The following is a 17,616-nucleotide window of genomic DNA, read 5'->3' as shown; positions in this document are numbered from 1 at the left end:
ATACATATCGTAACTACAAAAAGTTATATTATTTCTCTATTATACTGAAAATTTGTTAGTTTTGTTCTATCAGACAATGTATTAACAATATAAATAAATAAGGAGGGATAGCGATTGAATCATTACTCCATGCAAGTTCAAGATATTTTGCACAACAAACATTTTCAAAAGGCGGAAGTGATCGCAGGAAGATTAGGTTTACACAATGTCATAAAGTGGGTACATATTATAGAAATTGTCAATGTTGAAAACTTTGTAAAAGGCAATGAGCTTGTATTAACAACTGGACTGGGCATCCAAAATGATGTAGATAAATTTTTACATTTTGTAAAAGGGCTAATTGAATCCAATTGCGCGGCTCTTTGTATTGAATATGGGCAATATATTCAACAAGTGCCTTATGAAGTGGTTCAACTTGCAGATAAGCATGCCTTTCCTATCATTGTTTTTAAAGAAGAAGTGGCCTTTATAGAAATTACTCAAGAACTGCATTCCCTCATTATTAATAGGCAATATGCGATGGTTTCAAAGCTAGAGAGCTATTCCGAAATGTTGAATAAAGAAACATTGTACGCACAGCAACCGGAAGAAATCTTAAAAATTACTTATAAATATTTAGAAAAACCACTTGTCTTGAAAATCGATGGACAAGAACCCATTTTATATCCAAACACTTCAAAAAAACAAAAAGCTTGTTTGTTACAAAAGCTAGAAGAAGAATCATATGTTCAAAAACTACTCGTGCAACCTATCCATCTATTTGAACATAAATATGCAGAAGTGATGTTAGTAGAAGAGAAAGCTTCTATAACTGAATTTGAAACACTCATTTTGGACAGAACAGCGACTGCCCTTGGCCAACTTTTTATTCGAAAATTATATGTGGAAGAGAAAAAGGGAATGGAAGACGCTCACTGGATAGAGGGATGGATTGAAGGGAAGCATTCAAAGGATGAAATTCATCACTACCTATTTTCGCAATGGCCAAGCCTTTCTTTACAAGGCGGAGCGGTATTTATCACCCAATTTAATGAATCTTTCTCACAGCAGAAACTTGATATTACTTACTACAAATTGTTAGGGCGGTCTATTTTCGAACAGTACGGATTTTTAACATTAATTATAGAAAAGAAAAAGTATATTATTTTTATCTTGTTAAATAAAAGAGAAGTTTCAATGAAAGATCGAATGAAAGAAGCCCTGAGCAAACTGGGAAATTCTGAAGTGTTAGCGAAAATTCATCCATCTTCTTTCCAATTTGCTGTAGGAAAAATCACCAATGATCTACATTGCATGCATGATAGCTTTCAGACGGCGTTGGATACGTTATATATTAAAAGAAAAGTAGGGACACCTGCTCAATTTTATGATGATTTGCATTTATTCCGATTGATTTATAATTTGCAAAAACATGTAGATTTAGAGCAAATGGTAGAAGATTATTTGCAACCGTTAATTGAGTTTGATGAAAAGAACAATGGCCAATTGCTTGAAACGTTAGAAGTGTATTTGCAAACGAATGGTTCGAAACAGGAAACCGCAAGAAGGTTATATATAGTACGGCAAACGTTGTATCACCGCATTCGAAAGATAGAAAGTTTACTAGGGGAAGATTTTATGAATGGTGAAAAAAGGCTTGCATTAGAATTTATGCTGCTTGCAAGAAAGTTTTTAGTGCCGATGAAGAAAGGGAGCGCATGAAAAGTCATTTTGATGGGTCTCTTTTATGGCTCGCTCTGCTTTCGTCGCAGATATATTGCGACGAGTGTGACCATTGGTGGGAGAGATTAAAAAAGATATTTATTGATAAGATTTGAGCCTGACCAAAAAGTTTTACATTTTTTGGTCGGCTTTTTACATTTTTTGAAAAGCCTTTTACGACAAGAGCGGAGGGGAGTTATTTTTACGTTTTGTACAATATTTTGAATTTTATTTAACGTTTTGTTCAATGAAAAACACCTACTTCCCATTCATAATATACATACAACAAGTGCCTTTCTAGCTAGCATTCTATTGATTTTTGAAAAGGGTTTCTTTTGTAAGCGGAATGATGAAAGTAATGAATAGGAGCGTGATGAAATGTTAAGTACAAATGCTGGGAAAGAGTTGTTGGAAAAAGATGGGAAATATGTGTGGCACTCCATGAAACCATACAACCCTAATGCAACCTTTGTCATTGAAAAATCAACGGGCGCAAGAGTTGTAGATGTGGACGGAAAAGAGTATATCGATGCGATGGCAGGGCTTTGGTGTGTGAATGTTGGATATGGTCGGGAAGAGTTAGCGAAAGCAGCATATGATCAAATGATAAAAAATGCATACACGCCACTATCCTTTTCCCATGCACCAGCTATTGAGTTAGCAGAAAAAATTAATGAGCTGTTAGGCGATGACTATGTCATTTTCTTCTCCAATAGTGGTTCTGAGGCAAATGAAACAGCCTTTAAAATCGCAAGACAATATCACCATCAAAAAGGCGAGTCATCCCGCTGGAAAATCATCTCCCGCTACCGTGCCTATCATGGAAACTCTATGGGCTCACTGGCAGCAACTGGCCAAGCAGAACGAAAATACCGTTACGAGCCTTTAGCACCAGGATTCATTCATGTAACACCGCCTGATTCTTATCGCAACAATGAAGATCATTATACAGACCCACTTGAAATTCCAAGTGTAAAAGAAGTCGACAAAGTCATGACTTGGGAGTTCAGCGAAACAATTGCGGCAATGATTTTAGAGCCAATTATTACAGGGGGCGGCATCCTCATTCCTCCAGAAAACTATTTAAAAGGAATCGAAGCGGTATGTAAAAAGCACGGAGCATTAATGATTGTTGATGAAGTGATTTGCGGGTTCGGCCGCACTGGAAAACCATTTGGCTTTATGAACTACGGCGTTAAACCAGATATCATTACGATGGCAAAAGGTATTACGAGTGCTTATCTACCTTTATCAGCAACTGCGGTGAAACGGGAAATTTATGAAGCCTTTAAAGATAGTGGAGAATATGATTTCTTCCGTCATGTGAATACGTTCGGCGGAAATCCAGCAGCATGTGCAGTAGCGATTAAAAATATTGATATTATGCTAGAAGAAAATCTATTCGAACGTTCAGCGGTAAAAGGTGCTGAAATGTTGAAAGCATTCCAAGATGAGTTGAAAAATGCACCGTATGTTGGCAATGTGCGAGGAAAAGGATTGCTGATTGGAATTGAACTTGTGAAAGATCAAGCTACAAAAGAGCCGCTTGATGTGAAACTAGTGAATGAAGTCATTGCGAAAAGTAAAGAGAACGGAGTCATTATTAATAAGAACGGCGTAACAGTGGCAGGCTATAATAACGTTTTAACAATCGCACCACCATTAAATATTTCAGATGAAGATATTGAAACAGTTGTGAAAGTCGTTTCTAAAGCAATTAAAGAGTTGAAATAAAGTTACGTACACACATACCTTTAAAATAATGTTGTAATAAAGTGAACGACATTGTACGAATTCAAAGTGGACACTTGATGGTTCTATCAAATGAATCCCTAAAAATTGAAGGTTGCATATGTTGCGTTTTGGTGATAATTGCATAAAGTGCATGATGTAAGAAACTCAATTGAATCTCTTTCGAATGTGAAAGTTGAAGCACATCCCTATGAAGAAACCGGCGAAACTACTTTCGTCCGTCCCCCTTGTTTTAAATAGAACGTGTTAATTCGAATAAATTTTTATGAATTTGTGATAATTACTTTGAAAGTTGAAGCGAATCTATTAAAATATTTAATTGCGTGTGGTTATGAATGAAGGAATAGATTGCATGGACCAGTCGAATTTTAGTTTCGACTGGTCTATCTTTTTGTAGATATAAATGTAGAAAACGGAAGATAATTAATCGTTAGAAAAGATGAAATGTTGCATTATTTCCCGAGAAATGTCTTATTTTGGGAGGGGAATTTCCTTGAATGTCGAAGATTTGATACATGAAACAGAAGGGGTTGAATTCTATCTGAGAGACAACTAAATATGATCTTCTATTGGAATAAAAACTTTTTTGGAGGGAAGGAACTTTTTCGTAGCGACAAATCGTTATCCCCGTTAAGTGGCTATTCCTTTATTATCTGACGAGGGGAAGTAGGTGTTGGACGAAAGTTTATTATTCGAAAATCTCGACTTCATTTCGCCTTCGTGAAGAAAAAGCCGCTTACTTTTGCTATTGTAAATAAGGCATTAAATGACCCTTTAATATTGAGAAAAACGAGGAGAAGTCCCCTCGTTGTTGATAAGTTGAGATTATACCTGTATCTATTCATCAATTTAACTCTAGTGCAATGGTTTCTGTTTTGCCATTCCATTCTATTATAGCTTCAATTTCCGATTCTTTACTCACATTAGAACATCCAAAAGGTAAACTGAATACTCCTTCAGGTTCTAGTGAAACATCTCCTTCTAAATTATCAATGGAGAACTTTATACTTTCGGGAACTGGCTCATTGCCTATATATTTAATAGCTCCACTTGATTTTCCGCAAACTTCACTTTTATTCACTTCATAACGTACACTCCAATAATCGCTTTCCCCAGTAAATAAAAGAATTTCTTGTATACATGCTGTCAAGGGAAGAATACAAATAAGCAAAATCATTAACATACGGACTTTTTTCAAAATTTAACACCTCCCGCTTAGTAACTAAATAACTTTACTAGAATTGCAATTCGACATTATTAATATATTACTCATGAATTTCAAAAAATCCTTGCAGTTTGTCGATAAATTAACTAAAGGTTTAAACAGTTTTGGCAAATCTCCTTCCTTTTGAAGAAATCAAAAATAAAAAACTGTAAACTCTTTACATTTTCAATTTACAGAATAAAATGAAGATTATGTAGATTGATTGATGGATTATACAGGGGGGAAGGAGAATGGTTCAATATAGAGCAACGACAATGGCAATGAAAGGGATGGTGACGTCGCCACACTACTTAGCATCACAGGCAGGCCTTTCTGTGTTAAAAGAGGGAGGGAATGCAATTGAAGCTGCTATTGCAATGGCTTCAACCATTGCCGTTGTTTATCCTCACATGAATGGCATTGGTGGAGATAACTTTTGGCTCATTTATAACGCAAACAACGGGGTAATCACAGCGATTAATGGAAGTGGTCGTTCCGGCGAAAGGGCAAGCATTGAATTTTATCGCTCCAAAGGATACGAAACAATTCCTGCGCGCGGTCCACTTGCGGCTATTACGGTACCCGGTGCAGTTCGGGGATGGAATGTAGCATATCAATACGGACAAGATGAAATGGGAAGTACCATGCCATGGCATAAGCTCCTTGAACAAGCGATTGCCTATGCAAAGGAAGGCTTTCCTGTGACTCCAAGCCAACACACATGGACGAAAGTAAATTTGGATGAAAAAGATCAAACGTTTCGTGCATTAAATCGTTTTGAAGAGTTTTCTCGCATCTTTCTAAAGGATGGTAAGCCTTACAAAGTGGGAGATATCTTCATTCAAGAAGATTTGGCACACACATTGGAACTCATTGCACAAAACGGCGCGGACTATTTTTATGATAGTGAATTGACGGAACGTATGGTGGAAGACTTGCAGAAACACGGAGGCATTTTGACAAAAGAGGATTTCCAAAAACATACGAGCGATTTAGTGGAGCCCATTTCAGTGCCTTATCGTAACTTTGTGGCTTATAATCTTCCTCCAAATACACAAGGATTGGCGTCTTTATCCATATTGAATATTTTAAATCAATTGAATTTAGCGGAGATTGAAGAAGGCTCTGCACAGTATTATCACCTATTAGCAGAAGCCATCAAACATGCCTTCCGAGATCGTGACAAGTATTTAACTGATCCAACATACAACCATATTCCGCTGAACGAATTGCTCAGTAAAGAGCGAGGAGTTGGCTTTGCTGAAAAGATAAAAGAAAGTTGCCATGCGACGGCATTACCTGCCATGGATCCAAAGGGGGATACGGTTTGGTTTGCGGTGGTGGATGAAAAAGGAAATGCTGTTTCCTGCATTCAAAGCATTTATCATGAATTTGGTTCCGCTTTTATTCCAAAAGGAACAGGGGTATTATTGCAAAATCGAGGCAGCTTCTTCTCTTTAGATGACAAACACGTGAATTCCTTGCAACCGAGAAAACGCTCCTTCCATACGCTCAATTCTGCCATGCTGATGAAGGATAATCGCCCCGTCTTGATTTACGGAACTATGGGGGGAGAAGGTCAGCCACAAACGCAAACGCTCCTTGCAACACGCATTATCGATTACGGTATGAATGTACAGGAAGCTATCGAAGCTCCGCGATTTTTATATGGCAGGACTTGGGGAGCAACCACTAATACATTAAAAGTGGAAAGCCGTATTCCAAAAAATGTGCAAAAGGAGTTGGAACGATTTGGGCATGAGGTGGAAGTGGTAGAAGAGTTTTCGGATTTGATGGGACACGCAGGAGCGATATATATCGATGAAAAGGGAGTGAAGTATGGAGGAGCAGATCCTCGTGGTGATGGTATAGCCATTGGATATTAAAAAATTTTCCAATTCCTCTCGTTCGTAATATAACAATTGATTCACAAAATGTGAAAATTTTGTAAAAATATATAGAGAAAGATATAAAGTATATAAAAATAATATAAATACTATTCTATAAGAATTTTACCTACATTACGATAAAGGGGGATAAAGTATGGCAAGGCAGAGAGATATATTTATTGCCTTTTTCCGTTCTGGTATGTTGGGATTTGGTGGAGGGCCATCAACTATCCCTCTTGTTCAAAAAGAAGTAGTGGATACCTTTCAAATGATGACCGATGAAGAATTTGCGGATGTGTTAGCAATAGGTAATACTTTACCTGGCCCCATTATTACAAAAATGGCTGGATATATTGGCTATCGAGTAGGTGGATGGCTAGGTTTAATCAATGCTTTAATCGCTGCTATTCTCCCATCGGTTATATTAATGATTCTTTTCCTTGCCACACTCAAACAATTTAAAGATTTTGATTTTGTAAAAGGAATGTCGAATGGAGTTATTCCAATTGTAGCCGTAATGCTTGGAGTACTCACTTGGGATTTTCTTAAAAAATCTCATAAGTCTCTTGGGTGGAAAGTCGGAGGCATTATTTTGTGCGTTTCAATCGTTGGAATGCTGATTCTGAAGCTTCATCCAGGCATCATCATTGCAGGATTGCTTTTGATTGCATTACTTCTCCCAATCAAAAAAGAGGAGAGAATAGAATGATTTATATACAATTATTTCTGGCCTTCTTCTACCCAGGGATTTTAGGATATGGAGGGGGGCCTGCTTCCATTCCGTTAATTGAATATGAAGTTGTTGATAAGTATGGTTGGATGAATACATCAGAGTTCAGCGAAGTATTGGCGTTAGGAAATTCATTGCCTGGACCGATTGCGATTAAAATGGCAGGATACATTGGCTATGAGGTCGGGGGCGTTTTGGGGGCGATTGTAGCATTGTTTGCAACAGTAGGGCCTTCATTAGTTGCCATGTTGATTTTACTTAACATTTTATATCGTTATCGGCAATCCCCGAAAGTCAAAAGATTGTCTAGTTTCGTTTTACCGGCAGTTGTTGTATTGCTTGCAGAATTGACCTTTGATTTTTTGAGAACGTCTTATGATACAATTGGAATAATTTATACGATTATACTCATCGTAGGTGCATACATTGCTCTTGAAAAATTAAAAATTCATCCTGCTTTTGTTGTGATGATGGGACTTATAATTGGTGGGATATTTCTTTAATACAAGTTGTTATGATAGGCAATATGGGGCATTCTTTAGGGTGTCACCATTTTGCCTTCTATCTTTGTGTCATGAAAATACTTTTCAACTATGAAATATAGGTGGTTAGATGAAATATAATTTAAGGGTCAAATTAATAGTAAGTATCGTAATATTAGCGATTATGAGTTGCACTTTTCTAGCAATCGTTTCTTTTTTTCAGTTGAAGAAACAAACGGAGACGGAAAATGAATTCGTATTTAAAAGGATAGAAGACACAATCAAAGATTCTTTAAAATCCTATGAAAAGGCGATTCTACTACTAGATGATAACAGCGCTGAAAAAATGAAAGAATATACGAAGATGTTAATAGAGAAGTATAATGAAAATCCAAACTTTGATGAATGGGATTTCCAAGGCTTGAATCAAGCATTAGGGATGCATATATACATAATCAACACAGAAAATGTGATTACTCATAGTAGTTTTGAACAAGATATTGGTCTAGATTTTACAAAATGTTGTAAAAAACTAACCACCCTATTAAATGAAAGAAGAGCGACTGGAGAGTTTTATCATGATGCGTTAGATATAGAGCAACAAACAGGGGAATTAAAGAAGTATAGTTACATGGCGACACCAGATAAAAAGTATATGATTGAATTGAGCTACTCTTTAAATGAAAATAATATTTTCAAGGCGTTTAACTTTTTTAATCACATCCAAGAATTAAAAGGATTATATCCATTTATTTATGACATTCATATTTTAAACATTGGAGGATTAACGCTTGGCAAATCTGCAAATGAAAGGCGCTTAACGGAAAAAGAAAAGGAAGCCTTTGACAGAACGTTATCATCGAAACAACCGACAGAAATAGATTATTATTGGAATGGTACACCTGCTACTTTCCGTTACATGTTTTATGAATCAGAATTTGATCGAGACTTTGCTCAAAACAAAGTAATTGAAATCATCTATGATGAAAAACTATGGAATGCCAATCTGCATCAAATAAAAAAAATGTTTGTCATTCAATTAATCATTATTTTTAGCTTCGTACTAGTACTATCTTTTGTGATTGCAAGACCAATGTATTTAGCTTACCATGACCGCTTAACGGGACTTGCGAACCGCTCTGCATTTGATGAATTTATAACGGCAATCAAAACAAAAAAAGGGAAGAAAACAGCCTTTTTCATGATTGATTTAGATCATTTTAAGGAAGTTAATGATGTGTTAGGACATCAATCAGGAGATGTGCTGTTAAAAAAGGTGGCTCAAATTATTCGCACCCTCATCCCGAAAAATGGGGAGGCTTATCGTTATGGTGGAGATGAATTTATTGTTGTTCTGAATTCAACAACGACCGAAGAAGCGAAAGAATTGGCACAGAAAATCATTACGGAAATTAATCAACTTGTTAAACAAAATACAGACATTGATAATCTTGGGGTTTCTGCAAGTATTGGCATTTCTTTTTATCCTGACGATGGGGATAATAAGTATTTGCTTTATAAAAAAGCGGATGTGGCTTTATATACAGCAAAAGAAAAGGGAAAAGGCCAATATTCTATTTTCGAAACAGAGTATTAAAATCTAGATAAAATCATGGCGTCTTGATATGAAAAAGACGCCTATTTTGTTAACATGTTGCACTAATCAAACCATTAATGAAAATAAAGAAGAATCGAGGTAGCAATCATGGATTTACGACAACAAATAAAAAACTATACGCCATATAACGCACAAGAGGCAAAGGATCAAGAACTTATCTTACGTTATATGGATACTTTTGATAACTTATTGACACGTGGCAATGAATTTGCCCATTTTACTGCATCTGCTTGGCTTGTGAATAAAGACCGTACAAAAGTGTTAATGGTCTACCATAATATTTATCAATCATGGTCATGGGTAGGGGGGCATGCCGATGGAGATGCCGACTTATTAGGAGTAGCTATTAAAGAGGCGAAGGAAGAAACGGGTTTAAAACAAGTAACCCCTGTATTGAAAGATATATTTTCAATCGAAATTTTAGGGGTAGCAGCCCATGAAAAAAAAGGTAAACATGTGGCGACTCATTTGCATCTCAATGCTACTTTCTTACTGGAAGCAAATGAACACGAATTATTGCATATTAAACCAGATGAAAACAGCGATATCAAATGGTTTTTATTAGATGAAGCGGTGGAAGCAAGCACGGAAAGGGAATTACAAGTAGTGTATAAAAAATTAAATGAAAAGTTGCGTTTATTACAAGGAAAATGAACCATTTAGGGGTGATTCTTCCATATCTTAATGGTTAATAATATGAATATTTATGCATACGAAGAATTTTTCTATTTTAAACTAGCATGGAAGCCGGCAATACCGGCTTTTTTGCATGTTTGAGGGAATGTGGAATGAGAATATTGTCATAAAGAACAATTGAATATGGAAATATATAATTCTATCATCTATAAATATAAAAAGGAATATGTTAATTTGCAATAAGAAGAAAAAATTGCATCGAACAGTTAAAAAATTGTTTTTTAATATAAAATAAAAAGAACCGCGGAATGATTAGCGGTTCTTTTAAAATGGAGCATACCGGGCTCGAACCGGTGACCTCTACGCTGCCAGCGTAGCGCACTCCCAACTGTGCTAATGCCCCGATTAATCAATATTATACCTATTTTTATAAAGTTATCAATCCTTTAAGAAAAGTTTGAAAAAGCAATTATTTCTATATAATGATAGTTTTTTTCTATTATAATCATAGAAATCTTTTATTAGACGAATATATGGTTCATATTTACAATAAAATTTAAAGGTAAGTGAAAAAATATACACTTTTTTTAGGCTTCGTATTGGAAAAATTGTGCTTTATTTAAAAATTTTTCATATATTTAATACTAAATTATCATTAATACGAGGTGACATGTTAATGGAAAAGGATTTAAGCCAAGTTATTCGACACAAAGCTTTCTTAGACAAAATTGTTTCTGCTGAGGAAGCGGCTTCTTGGATTGAAGATGGAATGAACCTTGGTATGAGTGGTTTCACACTTTTCGGTGAGCCAAAAGAGTTCCCAAGAGCGCTTTCAGAACGTGGCAAAAAGGAAAACTTTAAAGTGAATGTTTATACTGGTGCTTCACTTGGACCAGCTGCTGACCAAGCTATGGCTGAAGCAGGAATCATTAATTTACGTGTTCCTTATCAAGGAAATGCGGTAATGCGTAAAAAAATCAATAGTGGCGAAATGTACTATATCGATCAACATTTGTCTCATACGGCTGAAGAAGTAAGAAAAAGTACTTTAGGAAAAATTGATTATGCGATTATTGAAGCGGCAGCAATCACTGAAGATGGCTTAATTATCCCAACTGGTTCTGTAGGAAACTCCCCAATTTTTGTTGAGAAAGCTGAAAACGTTATCATCGAAGTAAACTTAACTGCACCTAGAGCATATGAAGGTCTTCACGATATTTATGTACAAAAAGAACAAGGTGAACGTCGAGAAATCCCAATTTACAACGTTTCTGACCGCATTGGTGAAATTGGAATCAAAGTTGATCCTGCAAAAGTAAAAGGTGTTATTTTATCTGAACAACCTGATATTCCTTCTCCTTTATTTGAACCAAATGAAGAAACACAAGCAATTGCAGACCACTTAATCGACTTCTTAAATAAAGAAGTAGAAGAGGGAAGATTACCAATTTCTTTAGCTCCACTACAATCTGGAGTAGGTTCTGTTGCTAACGCAGTTCTTAAAAATATGAAAGATGCTCAATTCAGAGATGTAGTAGTTCACTCTGAAGTATTACAAGATGGAATCTTTGACTTAATTGATGCAGGGATTGTTAAATTCGCATCTGGTACTGCGTTCTCGCTTTCTAAGAAACGCGTTGATTCATTAGCGGAAGACTTGGAAAAATACAAAGGCAAAATCATGTTCAGACCTCAAGAAATTTCAAATAACCCAGAAGTTATTCGCCGATTAGGAGTTATTTCATTTAACACAGCTTTAGAAGTTGACATTTACGGTAACGTAAACTCAACACACGTAAGCGGTACTAATATCATGAACGGTATTGGTGGATCTGGTGACTTTGCACGTAATGCTCGCATTACTATCTTCGTAACGCCTTCATTAGCAAAAGGTGGAGCAATTTCAGCAATCGTACCATTCGTATCGCATGTTGACCATACAGAGCACGATGTAGACGTAATTATTACTGAACAAGGATATGCAGATCTTCGCGGACTTCCACCAGTGAAGAGAGCAGAAAAAATTATCGAAATTGCACATCCTATGTACAGATCACAATTACGTGCATACTTTGAAGAAGCAAAAGCAAAAGTGGGTGGACAAACACCACACATCCTTGAAAAAGCCTTCTCCTTCCATACAAACTTAAAAGAAAAAGGTACTATGCTTTTTGAAGGAGCAGAAGTAAAATAATGTAATATAAAAAGGGTTACGTTCTCCAACACGTAACCCTTTTTTAATAACCTAATAAGGAGCGTGTAGAAAATGGATGTACGTTACCCGATTGGAGAATTGAAAGTTCCCGAAAAAGTGACTTTGGAACAAGTTCAGAAATGGTTAAAGGACATCGAAACATTTCCGGTTCGCTTGAGAGAAACGGTAGGCGTATTGAATGATGAGGGGTTGAATAAAACATATCGTGAAGGTGCGTGGACTGTTCGCCAGCTGGTTCATCATATTGCAGATGCCCAAGTGAACATGTATATTCGATTAAAGTTAGCGCTAACAGATGACAATGCGAAAGTATCTGTATTTGATGAAAACTTATGGGCAGTGTTACCGGATACAAATCTTCCAGTTGAAAGTTCTGTGAAAATGATAGAAGGCATCAACGAGCGGATCGTTTCTTTAGGACAAACTTTAACGGAAGAACAATTATATCGAACATATAACCATCAAATCAACGGTAAAACGACGGTAGCATCAGAACTTACAAAACTCCATTGGCATGCAGAACATCATTTAGCTCAAATTCAAATCGCTCTATCCAAATAACATATAATCGGTTTTCTGAAAGTTGGTAGGCTGGTAAAAATATCTTTCCTTAGTAGCAAAAAAAATTTAGAATGTTTGCCTTATCAGAAGAGAAATGTATAAGAAAAAGTCGATTTGAATCCGCTTACAGATTCAAATCGACTTTTTGTCTACAAATAGATTATAAGAAAATATCGGTAATTAAGAATAGAATGGTAGGACACAACAAACAGCCTAAACCTGTATAGAATGTGGCAGTTACAGCGCCATATGGTACTAATTTTGGATCAGTCGCTGCTAAACCACCCGTTACGCCGGAAGTTGTCCCCATTAATCCGCCATAAACCATGGCAGACGTTGGATTATTTAAGCCTATGAATCTAGCAATAAATGGAGTACCAACCATCACTAATACGGCTTTTACTAAACCTGCTGCAATACTGATGGCAATCACTTCTGAACTTGCATTTAATGCGGCACCTGTCACCGGACCAACAATATACGTAACGGTTCCAGCACCAATGGTTGTAATGCTCACCGCATCTCGGTAGCCGAATACAAATGCGAAGATTACCCCTACAATAAAGGACAACACGACGCCGATAAATAGGGAGATGACACCTTTAAAACCGGCTTTTTTAATTTCATCAAAGTTTGCACCAAAAGAAGTAGCGACGATGGCGAAGTCTCTTAACATACTGCCGCCTAAAAAGCCCATTCCTGCTAAAAAACTCACATCTGCTATTCCTTTCGTGCCACCAGTTGCTACTCCACCAAAGTAAGCTAATACTAAACCAATCACAATGGCAATAGCAGAGCCATGAATCCTACCTTTTGTGAATTTATCAGATATGAAATAAGCTAACCACATCGTTAATCCGACTACAACAAATGCAGTAATCAATCCATTATTTACGAAAACATTTTTGATTAAATCAAGCATCCGTTTCCCCCCTCACGATGGCTTCATGAAATGTTGATTCAGAATGTTTTTTTCCGCTGAGCAGGGGAACACATGCCCAACTAATTACAACAACGCCGATTCCAGCAAGAATGGCTAATGGACCGCCTGTTAACGCTCCCAATACGTTTTGACTGGCTGCCATAGCAATGACAACAGGAATATACATCTGATTCCAAAAACTTAAACCATCTAAAGAAGGTTTAGAAATTTTCCCTGCTTTTATCAACTTATCAACAATAATGATTAAAAGCAGCATGGCAATTCCTACGCCACCAACATTTGAATCTACTCCCATCAAAGCCCCAATGAATTCACCGACAATTGAACCAACCAAAAAACACCCAGCTAAAATTGCAACCCCGTAGATGACCAACATTTAACACCCCTTTTCACAAATTGAAAGAATATTCAGTCGACTGTATATTTGTAAGATATCATATTTCACAGAATGAAATAAATCAAGAACAAAATTGAAATAAATAGAAAAAAATTGAATTTTCGATTGAAAATATGCATTTCCTATATTATGATTTATGTACACAGTCGACTGTATATTCTAAAAAGAGAAAAAATACAGAATATAGAATATAGAATAGAGAAGTGATGAACATGGAATTTTTTATTAATTATCCATCAGATAACGCATTATCAAGAATGGTTGCAGAAAAAATCATCGAGCAAATATTAAAAGGGGAACTAAAACCGGGGGATAAAATTGTTGAAAGCACTTATGCCGAATTGTTTAACATCAGCCGCTCTCCAGTTAGAGAAGCGATTTATTTGCTCACAACAGAAGGATTAATTGAAAGAATTCCAAGAAAAGGTGCTTTTGTCAAAGGGTATACACTATCTGAAATACAAGATTTATTAGATATTCGAAATAATATCGAGCTATTATCAGCGAAAAAAATTCGAGATCCACATAAAAAACAAGATTTATTAAAAGAATTGAAGCTTATTTTGGATGAAATGGATGACTGTTGCAACCGACTGCAATACGTATATCTTAACTACGCATATCACTATACGCTCATCAAATTTAGCGAAAGTTCCGTATTAGAAGAAGTGTATAGTAAAATCAGCCTTCCTCTTATTCGAATTCAAAGCATTCACTTTTCATTAACGGAAGCAGTAGAAAACTCGAAAAATGAGCATCGAAAAATGTATGAATTTTTGAAAGAAAATAGAGTAGAAGAATTTATTTCACTGCTTCGCAAACATACGGAAGATGTAATTACAAATGTTAGTAAAATTTTATTCTAGAGAGGAGGCTTATATTGAAAAGTGCTTTTCTCTTTCCAGGGCAAGGTTCTCAATACGAAGGAATGCTCTATGATTTACCTGAAGATCCAGCCGTAAAAGAAATCTTAAAAGAAAGCGAAGAAATATTAAATATTTCAATTGATTCATTGCATACAAAAGAAGCTCTCTCATCAACTAAGGCGGTGCAACAATGTTTATTAATTGCTTCTGTCAGTGCATTGAAAGTGTTTGAAAAAAATGGGTTAATCCCTGATTTTGTTGCGGGCCATTCTGTTGGCGCATTTGGAGCTGCTGTAGCTTCCGGTGTTATTTCATTTGAAACAGCATTAAAGTTAGTCACAAAAAGAGGCGAACTCATGGAAAAAGCCTATGATTTGGGATACGGAATGGCTGTTGTATTAGGATTAGATGAATATAAACTATCCGAAATCGTTAACGAGCTATTCGATGAAAAAGAACCGGTATATGTCTCTAACCGAAATGCGCCAACCCAAATCACCCTGTCTGGTTCTATCAAGGGTTTAGAACGAGTCATCGAATATGTGAAAGCCAATGGTGCCACATCAGCACATCTGCTAAATGTATCGACTCCTTCACACTGTCCGTTGTTTCAACAGGTAAGTGAAGAGCTAAAAAAGGAACTGGATAATTGTGAGCTAAAAAATCCGAAAATTCCGATTTCTAGCAATATCAATTCAAGATTATTAACGACGGCTGATGCGGTAAAAGAAGACTTAGCAAAAAGCATTTGTTATCCGGTTCGATGGCATGATGCTGTCAACTTGCTATATGAGATGGGAGCAAAATGTATGATTGAAATGCCACCAGGAAATGTTTTATCGAAGTTAGCCCAACAAGCATTTCCTCTCGTTCAAACGATGTCTGTCACAATGAATGGAATAGACGATTGTTTATACGTCATGTCAAATCAATAAAGGGGTGTTCATAATGGTGATTTCAAAGGTGGAAATGGAAAGGAAATCTTGGACTACAAGAGTCGAAGCGAAAAAGAAAACCATCGAAAGCGTCCAAGGTCTGGTTGACGGAGTGATTATTCCGACCAAGCGTATTGTGGAAGTATTGGAGCGGTTAATAAAACCTGGCGATCGAGTTGTACTGGAAGGAAATAACCAAAAACAAGCTTCGTTTTTATCGAAATCTTTAGTGCAAGTAGATCCGAAAAAAGTTCACGATTTGCACATGATTATTTCCAGCATTTCAAGACCAGAACATTTAGATTTATTTGAATATGGAATTGCTAGAAAAATAGATTTTTCCTATGCGGGTCCACAAAGCCTTCGCATCGCTCAAATGATAGAAGATGGAAAAATTGAATTAGGCGACTTGCATACGTATATCGAGCTTTATGGGCGATTGTTTGTAGACTTAATTCCGCAAGTGGCTCTCGTTGCGGCAGATAAGGCAGATCCATACGGGAATCTTTATACTGGCCCAAATACAGAAGAAACGCCCACATTAGTAGAAGCTACTGCGTTCCATGACGGCATTGTCATTGTGCAAGTAAACGAAATAGTCGATGAGTTGCCTCGAGTTGATATTCCAAGTTCATGGGTGGATTTTGTTGTAGTGGCAGATGAGCCTTATGAGTTGGAACCGTTATTTACGAGAGATCCAAGACACATCACAGATATTCAAATTTTACAAGCGATGATGATTATTCGCGGCATTTACGAAAAACATGGGGTTAAATCGTTAAACCATGGCATCGGTTTTAATACAGCCGCTGTAGAATTGCTGTTGCCAACGTACGGTGAATCATTAGGGTTAAAAGGAAAGATTTGTACGAACTGGGTTCTAAATCCGCACCCGACATTAATTCCAGCGATTGAGTCTGGATGGGTAGAGAGCGTCTATTGTTTCGGCGGCGAGTTAGGAATGGAAAAATATATTGAAGCAAGAAGAGATATTTTCTTCACTGGAAAAGATGGCAGTCTTCGCTCAAACCGAACTTTAGCCCAACTAGCTGGCCAATATGCAGTGGATTTATTTATTGGCTCCACTTTGCAAATGGATGCTTTAGGAAATTCATCCACTGTAACGAGAGGGCGAGTGGCCGGCTATGGTGGAGCACCGAATATGGGGCATAACCCTGGTGGACGAAGACACGCAACAGATGCTTGGTATAATCTCAAAACTTCTGATGATCCGCTGGCAAGAGGCAAAAAGTTAGTCGTGCAAGTGGCTGAAACATTCCAAGAAGCAAACAAGCCAGTATTTGTTGAATCTCTTGATGCTATTCATGTTAAAGATCAGGCAAAGCTACGAGTGGCGCCAGTGATGATTTATGGAGAAGACGTAACACATATTGTGACGGAGGAAGGAATTGCTTACCTTTACAAATCAGATAGTATGGCTGAAAGACGAGAAATGATTGCGGCGATTGCAGGGGTAACACCGATTGGTATGGAGCATAATCCGAAATCAACTGAAAAATTGCGAGAGAAAGGGCTTATTGCAATGCCTGAAGACTTAGGAATTCGCCGTTCTGATGCCAAACGTTCATTGCTTGCCGCTAAAAATATTGATGAACTCGTGCAATGGTCAGGAGGATTGTACAACCCACCAGCTAGATTCCGCAGTTGGTAAGGAGAGGGGGAGACA

General features: G+C 36.9%; 15 protein-coding genes and 1 tRNA gene. 12 read left to right on the top strand and 4 right to left on the bottom strand.

Features of this window, described 5'->3' with window-relative positions; translation table 11 throughout:
• Positions 1-114 precede the first annotated feature (114 nt).
• Together NST00_RS01335 and NST00_RS01330 are read left to right on the top strand one after the other, a co-directional pair.
• Positions 115-1,701: a PucR family transcriptional regulator gene (locus tag NST00_RS01335; protein ID WP_168411881.1), complete on the top strand. Its 1,587-nt coding sequence runs from the start codon at positions 115-117 to the stop codon at positions 1,699-1,701.
• A 378-nt stretch (positions 1,702-2,079) separates the two neighbouring features.
• Positions 2,080-3,435, top strand: coding sequence for an aspartate aminotransferase family protein (locus NST00_RS01330; RefSeq protein WP_340709531.1), 1,356 nt, complete (start codon positions 2,080-2,082; stop codon positions 3,433-3,435).
• Between the two features lie 862 nt (positions 3,436-4,297).
• On the opposite strand, the gene NST00_RS01325 is transcribed toward NST00_RS01330, so the two are convergent.
• Entirely contained in the window at positions 4,298-4,651 is a 354-nt protein-coding gene (locus NST00_RS01325; RefSeq protein ID WP_016838805.1) for a hypothetical protein, read from the bottom strand.
• 257 nt (positions 4,652-4,908) lie between these two features.
• On the opposite strand from NST00_RS01325, the gene ggt reads away from it, so the two are divergent.
• The 5 genes from ggt (at position 4,909) to NST00_RS01300 (ending at position 10,030) form a co-directional block, all read left to right on the top strand.
• Positions 4,909-6,543, top strand: coding sequence for a gamma-glutamyltransferase (gene ggt, locus NST00_RS01320; protein ID WP_016838806.1), 1,635 nt, complete (start codon positions 4,909-4,911; stop codon positions 6,541-6,543).
• Positions 6,544-6,700: 157 nt separating this feature from the next.
• Positions 6,701-7,255 (top strand): chromate transporter, encoded by a 555-nt coding sequence (locus tag NST00_RS01315; RefSeq protein WP_016838807.1) that lies wholly within the window; start codon positions 6,701-6,703, stop codon positions 7,253-7,255.
• Complete coding sequence (locus tag NST00_RS01310) at positions 7,252-7,779, top strand: chromate transporter (protein ID WP_016838808.1); 528 nt, start codon at positions 7,252-7,254, stop codon at positions 7,777-7,779. The genes NST00_RS01315 and NST00_RS01310 overlap by 4 nt, the downstream gene beginning before the upstream one ends.
• Positions 7,780-7,888: 109 nt before the next feature.
• Positions 7,889-9,355 (top strand): GGDEF domain-containing protein, encoded by a 1,467-nt coding sequence (locus tag NST00_RS01305; RefSeq protein ID WP_016838809.1) that lies wholly within the window; start codon positions 7,889-7,891, stop codon positions 9,353-9,355.
• Between the two features lie 108 nt (positions 9,356-9,463).
• A complete protein-coding gene (locus tag NST00_RS01300) occupies positions 9,464-10,030 on the top strand; it encodes an NUDIX hydrolase (protein ID WP_016838810.1) in 567 nt (188 codons plus the stop codon).
• A 312-nt stretch (positions 10,031-10,342) separates the two neighbouring features.
• Here the strand turns inward: NST00_RS01300 and NST00_RS01295 are convergent.
• A tRNA-Ala gene (locus NST00_RS01295) sits at positions 10,343-10,415 on the bottom strand.
• 273 nt (positions 10,416-10,688) lie between these two features.
• Here NST00_RS01295 and NST00_RS01290 point away from each other — a divergent pair.
• Entirely contained in the window at positions 10,689-12,206 is a 1,518-nt protein-coding gene (locus NST00_RS01290) for a succinate CoA transferase (protein ID WP_340709530.1), read from the top strand.
• Between the two features lie 72 nt (positions 12,207-12,278).
• On the top strand, positions 12,279-12,788 hold the full coding sequence (locus tag NST00_RS01285) for a YfiT family bacillithiol transferase (RefSeq protein WP_016838812.1): 510 nt from the start codon (positions 12,279-12,281) through the stop codon (positions 12,786-12,788).
• Between the two features lie 160 nt (positions 12,789-12,948).
• Here the strand turns inward: NST00_RS01285 and madM are convergent, their stop codons facing one another.
• Together madM and madL are read right to left on the bottom strand one after the other, a co-directional pair.
• A complete protein-coding gene (madM, locus tag NST00_RS01280; protein WP_016838813.1) occupies positions 12,949-13,710 on the bottom strand; it encodes a malonate transporter subunit MadM in 762 nt (253 codons plus the stop codon).
• Positions 13,703-14,104, bottom strand: coding sequence for a malonate transporter subunit MadL (gene madL, locus NST00_RS01275; protein ID WP_096552413.1), 402 nt, complete (start codon positions 14,102-14,104; stop codon positions 13,703-13,705). Before madL ends, madM begins: the two co-directional genes overlap by 8 nt.
• Before the next feature lie 236 nt (positions 14,105-14,340).
• Between madL and NST00_RS01270 the strand changes: the two genes are divergently transcribed.
• The 3 genes from NST00_RS01270 to mdcA are packed head-to-tail and all read left to right on the top strand — an operon-like array spanning position 14,341 to position 17,601.
• Positions 14,341-14,994: a GntR family transcriptional regulator gene (locus NST00_RS01270; protein ID WP_016838815.1), complete on the top strand. Its 654-nt coding sequence runs from the start codon at positions 14,341-14,343 to the stop codon at positions 14,992-14,994.
• A gap of 14 nt (positions 14,995-15,008) precedes the next feature.
• Positions 15,009-15,929, top strand: coding sequence for a malonate decarboxylase subunit epsilon (gene mdcH / locus NST00_RS01265; protein WP_016838816.1), 921 nt, complete (start codon positions 15,009-15,011; stop codon positions 15,927-15,929).
• Positions 15,930-15,942: 13 nt separating this feature from the next.
• Entirely contained in the window at positions 15,943-17,601 is a 1,659-nt protein-coding gene (mdcA, locus tag NST00_RS01260; protein ID WP_096550209.1) for a malonate decarboxylase subunit alpha, read from the top strand.
• The last annotated feature ends 15 nt before the right edge of the window (positions 17,602-17,616 follow it).

Source organism: Ureibacillus sp. FSL K6-0165 (assembly GCF_038004285.1).
Taxonomy (GTDB): domain Bacteria; phylum Bacillota; class Bacilli; order Bacillales_A; family Planococcaceae; genus Ureibacillus; species Ureibacillus thermosphaericus.
This window is presented reverse-complemented; position numbering and strand designations above follow the sequence as displayed.

Bases quoted from the DNA above. Each gene is read 5' to 3' on its own strand.
- NST00_RS01270 (WP_016838815.1), top strand. From the start codon at position 14,341: ATGGAATTTTTTATTAATTATCCATCAGATAACGCATTATCAAGAATG.
- madM (WP_016838813.1), bottom strand. From the start codon at position 13,710: ATGCTTGATTTAATCAAAAATGTTTTCGTAAATAATGGATTGATTACT.
- NST00_RS01310 (WP_016838808.1), top strand. From the start codon at position 7,252: ATGATTTATATACAATTATTTCTGGCCTTCTTCTACCCAGGGATTTTA.
- NST00_RS01285 (WP_016838812.1), top strand. From the start codon at position 12,279: ATGGATGTACGTTACCCGATTGGAGAATTGAAAGTTCCCGAAAAAGTG.
- NST00_RS01330 (WP_340709531.1), top strand. From the start codon at position 2,080: ATGTTAAGTACAAATGCTGGGAAAGAGTTGTTGGAAAAAGATGGGAAA.
- mdcA (WP_096550209.1), top strand. From the start codon at position 15,943: ATGGTGATTTCAAAGGTGGAAATGGAAAGGAAATCTTGGACTACAAGA.
- NST00_RS01315 (WP_016838807.1), top strand. From the start codon at position 6,701: ATGGCAAGGCAGAGAGATATATTTATTGCCTTTTTCCGTTCTGGTATG.
- ggt (WP_016838806.1), top strand. From the start codon at position 4,909: ATGGTTCAATATAGAGCAACGACAATGGCAATGAAAGGGATGGTGACG.
- NST00_RS01290 (WP_340709530.1), top strand. From the start codon at position 10,689: ATGGAAAAGGATTTAAGCCAAGTTATTCGACACAAAGCTTTCTTAGAC.
- NST00_RS01305 (WP_016838809.1), top strand. From the start codon at position 7,889: ATGAAATATAATTTAAGGGTCAAATTAATAGTAAGTATCGTAATATTA.
- NST00_RS01300 (WP_016838810.1), top strand. From the start codon at position 9,464: ATGGATTTACGACAACAAATAAAAAACTATACGCCATATAACGCACAA.